Annotated in this window: 4 protein-coding genes; all 4 read right to left on the reverse strand. The window is 70.3% G+C overall.

From position 1 onward, the window contains the following. Positions 1-119: 119 nt before the first annotated feature. Positions 120-494 (reverse strand): FKBP-type peptidyl-prolyl cis-trans isomerase, encoded by a 375-nt coding sequence (locus ACFW1A_RS12850; RefSeq protein ID WP_380408121.1) that lies wholly within the window; start codon positions 492-494, stop codon positions 120-122. Positions 495-641: 147 nt separating this feature from the next. Next, positions 642-1,955, reverse strand: coding sequence for an FKBP-type peptidyl-prolyl cis-trans isomerase (locus ACFW1A_RS12855; RefSeq protein ID WP_380408123.1), 1,314 nt, complete (start codon positions 1,953-1,955; stop codon positions 642-644). Between the two features lie 155 nt (positions 1,956-2,110). Continuing rightward, positions 2,111-3,118, reverse strand: a complete 1,008-nt coding sequence (locus ACFW1A_RS12860) for an FKBP-type peptidyl-prolyl cis-trans isomerase (RefSeq protein ID WP_380408125.1) — start codon at positions 3,116-3,118, stop codon at positions 2,111-2,113. A gap of 86 nt (positions 3,119-3,204) precedes the next feature. Next, positions 3,205-4,566, reverse strand: a complete 1,362-nt coding sequence (gene pafA / locus ACFW1A_RS12865; RefSeq protein WP_380408127.1) for a Pup--protein ligase — start codon at positions 4,564-4,566, stop codon at positions 3,205-3,207. Positions 4,567-4,686 lie beyond the last annotated feature (120 nt).

Below are 4,686 nucleotides of genomic sequence, written 5' to 3' on the forward strand. Positions count from 1 at the left end.
CCCCGGGGGGCCCGGGGCGCTTTCCCCGTCGGGGTGGGGGCCCCGGGGCCCACCCCGGCCCGGCCGGGCCCGGGGCCCCCCGGGCCACGGCCGCGCTCGGACCGGGGCCCGACGGCGGGTCAGACCGCGATCAGGTCGACCACGAAGATCAGCGTCGAGCCCGCCGGGATGGCCGGGGTCGGCGACTGGTTGCCGTAGGCCTTGTGGGCCGGGATGACCAGCTTGCGGCGGCCGCCGACCTTCATGCCGACGACGCCCTCGTCCCAGCCCTTGATGACCCGGCCGCCGCCGAGCGGGAACTTGAAGGTCGAGCCGCGGTTCCAGCTCGCGTCGAACTCCTCGCCGGTCGCGAAGGTGACACCCACGTAGTGGACCTCGACGACCTGGCCCGGCTTGGCCTCCTCGCCGGTGCCGACCTCGATGTCGACGATCTCCAGGTCCGCCGGGGCGTCGCCCTCGGGGAAGTCGATCTCCGGCTTCGTCTTCTGGCTCACAACTTCCTCATCTCGTTCGTCACTACACAACACGGCGGCGGACCGCCGTACCTGTGGCTCCGTCAGGAACCACGGTACGGCCGTCCGCCGCCCGCGTTGATCAGGCCCGGCCGTCGGGGGCACCCCGACACCGGTCGCCCTATCTTGTCACCCCTGGTCGGCCGAGCCGACCCCGGCGTCCAGGATGTCGACCACGAACACCAGCGAGGAGTTGGCCGGGATGCCGCCCTGCGCCTGGTCCTTGTAGGCCAGCGAGGCGGGGATCACCAGCTCGATCCGGCTGCCGACGTTCTGGCCGACGATGCCCTTGTCCCAGCCCTCGATGACGCTGCCGCCACCGGTCACGAAGCTGAACGCCTGCTTGCGGGTGAGCGAGGAGTCGAACGCCTTGCCGTCCTTGAGCAGCGCGCCGCTGTACTGCACGACCACCTTCTCGCCGGACTCCACCTTCGGGCCCTTGCCCTGGATCAGCACGGCGGTCTTCAGGTCGGTCGGGTCGGTCACGTTGGCCGGCGGGGTGATCTCGTCGGCCTTGCCGTCACCCGCCACCTTCACGGCGGGGAAGTCGGCCGGCGGGTTGGTCACGTCGCCGCTGACCCGCGCGTCCGGGCCGTTCACCCGCTGGATGTCCACCACGAGCACCAGGCTGTCCTTGCCGCCCAGGCCCAGCTGCGAGTTGCCCTGGTCGCCGAAGGCCGCGGCCGGCGGGGCCACCACCAGCAGTCGGCTGCCGGCCTTGTGGCCGACCACCGCGGAGTCCAGCGCCGGGATCAGCTTGCCCAGGCCGGCCTGGAACAGCTGCGGCTTGCCGCTGTCGTAGGAGCCCTGGATGTCCTTGCCGGTGTTCCAGTCCTTCAGGGTGAAGTCGGCGGTCACCCAGGTGCCCTTGTCCGCCTTGGCGCCGTCGCCCTCGGTGATCGACTTGACCACGAAGGTGCCGTCCGGCTGCTCCGAGGGCAGTGTGATGGTCGCCTTCTTGCCGAAGTCGCCGGCGACCGTGGGCAGCACCTTGGCGCTGTCCTTGATCGGCGGCACCGGCGCCTGGCTCGGCGCGGCGGGGGCGCTGGACGCGGCGTCCGCGGCCTTCGACTTCGAGTCGTCGCTGCCCTGGTTGACCACGTACAGGCCGATGCCGCTGCCGACCAGCAGCACTGCCAGGATCACCCCGAGGACCACGCCCAGCTTGCCGCCGCCGCCCACGTTCTCGTAGTCGGCCTCGGAGGAGACGCCCTTGCGCACGTTCGAGGCGAAGATCTGCGGCTCCTCGGGCTTGGGCCCGGGCGCGATCTGCGGTTCCTCGCCCGGCTGCGTCCAGCCCGCCTGCTGCGAGACCAGCGAGGGCGGAATCACGATCGACTCGCCCTGGCCCGGCAGCGGGCCCCCGGGGCGAGCGGCCGCCGGGTCGGCGACCGCGCCGCTCGCGGTGTCGGCCTCGGTCGGCCCGGTCGGATTCTCAGCCATTTCTCCCCATCCTCGCCATCAGATCTCTCGCCGCTGTGCGAATCGGCAGCAGTATGGCAGCTCACGATGAGGGCGGGCACTCATCGGGTGTCCATGACACACCGCGAGTACCCGCCCGCGTGACCTCGATCTCACGCCGTTGCCACGCGCAGCCGCTACACAGCTTCCAGGATGTCGATCACGAAGACCAGCGTCGAGTTCGCAGGGATACCGTTCTGTGCTGTTGAGCCGTAGCCCAGCGACGGCGGAATGACCAGCTCCACCCGGCTGCCCACCGGCTGGCCCACCAGCCCCTTGTCCCAGCCCGCGATCACGCTGCCGGTACCGATCTGCAGCACCTGCGCGCCGCCGTGGTTCCACGAGGAGTCGAACTGCTGCCCGTTGCTCCACAGCACCCCGGTGTACTGCAGCACCACCGACTGGCCCGACTGCACCGGCTTGCCCTCGCCCTTGATCAGCACGTTGGTCTGCAGGTCCGCGGGCGGCGCGGTGTTCGCCGGGATGGTGATCGTCGGCGCCGCCTTCCCGTTGTCCTTCACCTGCGGCTGGTTCGCCGGCGGCTGGGTGTTGGTCCCCGGCACCACCGAGTCCTGCGGGACCGACTGCATGATGTCCAGCGCGAACACCACCGTGTCGTCCTTGCCGACCCCCAGCTGCTGGTTGCCCGCGCTGCCGAAGGCCGCCGACGGCGGCGCCACCACCAGCACCCGGCTGCCCACCTTGCGCCCCAGCACGCTCTGGTCGAACGCCGGCACCAACTGCCCGCCGCCCGCCTGGTACAGCTGCGGCTTCGACCCCGCGTCGTAGGAGCTGGGCAGGTCCTTGCCGCTGGTCCAGTCCTTGGCGGTGTAGTTGACGGTCACCCAGTCGCCCTTGTTGACCGTCGCCCCGTCGCCGTCGATCACGTTGGTCACCACGAACTGCCCGCTCGGCTGACCGGACGGGATCGTGATGGTCGCCTTGCTGCCGAAGCTGCCGCTCACCGTCGGCATCGGCGAGGCCGAGGCCACCGCCGTCGGCACCGCGGGCGCCGAGCTGGTCGGCGCCGAGGACGGCCCGCTCTTGACGTGCGAGCCGCTGCTGCAGGCGGCCAGCACCAGCATCGGCAGGAGTACGAGCAGTCCGGCGGTGCGGCGCACGGCGGGGTCCTCACTGTCGGTCACATATACGGATCAGCGGCTGTGACCCAGCGTAGACGCAGCGGGCCCCGCCTCCGTGGGAGGCGGGGCCGCGCGGCCGTCCGACCGGCTCACATGCCGGCGATCAACTTCTCCACCCGCTCGTCCACCGAACGGAACGGGTCCTTGCACAGCACCGTGCGCTGCGCCTGGTCATTCAGCTTCAGGTGGACCCAGTCCACCGTGAAGTCGCGCCGCTGCTCCTGCGCCCGGCGGATGAAGTCGCCGCGCAGCCGCGCCCGGGTGGTCTGCGGCGGCACCGACTTCGCCTCGAAGATCTTGAGGTCGGTGGTCACCCGCTGCGCCTGCCCCTTGTTCTGCAGCAGGTAGAACAGCCCCCGGCGGCGGTGGATGTCGTGGTAGGCCAGGTCGATCTGGGCGATCCGCGGGTTGCTCATGCTCATCTGGTGCTTCTCGCGGTACCGCTCGATCAGCTGGTACTTCATGATCCAGTCGATCTCGGTGCCCGCCTTCGCCAGGTCCTCGGTGCGCACCGCCTCCAGCGTGCGGCCCCACAGCTCCAGCACCCGGCCGATCGTGCCGGTGTTCAGGCCCTTGCGGTCGGCGAACTCCAGCGCCTTGGAGTAGTACTCCTCCTGGATCTCCAGCGCGCTCGCCTCCCGGCCGTTGGCCAGGCGCACCTGGTGACGGCCCGTCAGGTCGTGGCTGACCTCGCGGATCGCCCGGATCGGGTTCTCCAGCGTCAGGTCCCGCATCACCACGCCCGCCTCGATCAGGCGCAGCACCAGGTCGGTCGCCCCCACCTTCAGCAGCGTGGTGGTCTCCGACATGTTCGAGTCGCCGACGATCACGTGCAGCCGGCGGTACCGCTCGGCGTCCGCGTGCGGCTCGTCCCTGGTGTTGATGATCGGGCGCGACCGGGTGGTCGCCGAACTGACGCCCTCCCAGATGTGCTCGGCCCGCTGGCTCACGCAGAACACCGCACCGCGCGGCGTCTGCAGCACCTTGCCCGCCCCGCAGATCAGCTGCCGGGTCACCAGGAAGGGGATCAGCACGTCCGCCAACCGGGAGAACTCGCCGTGCCGGGCCACCAGGTAGTTCTCGTGGCAGCCGTACGAGTTGCCGGCCGAGTCGGTGTTGTTCTTGAAGAGGTAGACGTCGCCGGCGATGCCCTCCTCGTGCAGCCGCCGCTCCGCGTCCACGAGCAGACCCTCCAGGATCCGCTCGCCCGCCTTGTCGTGGGTCACCAGCTCGGTGACGTCGTCGCACTCCGGAGTGGCGTACTCGGGGTGCGAACCGACGTCGAGGTAGAGGCGTGCGCCATTGCGCAGGAACACATTGCTGCTCCGGCCCCAGGAAACTACGCGACGGAAGAGGTATCTGGCCACCTCGTCCGGAGACAGACGCCGTTGTCCCCGGAACGTGCACGTGACGCCGTACTCGTTCTCCAGCCCGAAAATTCGGCGGTCCATGCCTGGACTTTACGCATTTGCCGGGGATCTGAAACCGTTTTCGCTGCGCCAATCGGATCACGATCGCCGACGGCCCCCCGGCCGGCCTTTCCTGGCCCCCCGGCACGCGCGCAGGACGGC

The organism is Kitasatospora sp. NPDC058965, from assembly GCF_042741245.1.
Lineage (GTDB): Bacteria > Actinomycetota > Actinomycetes > Streptomycetales > Streptomycetaceae > Kitasatospora.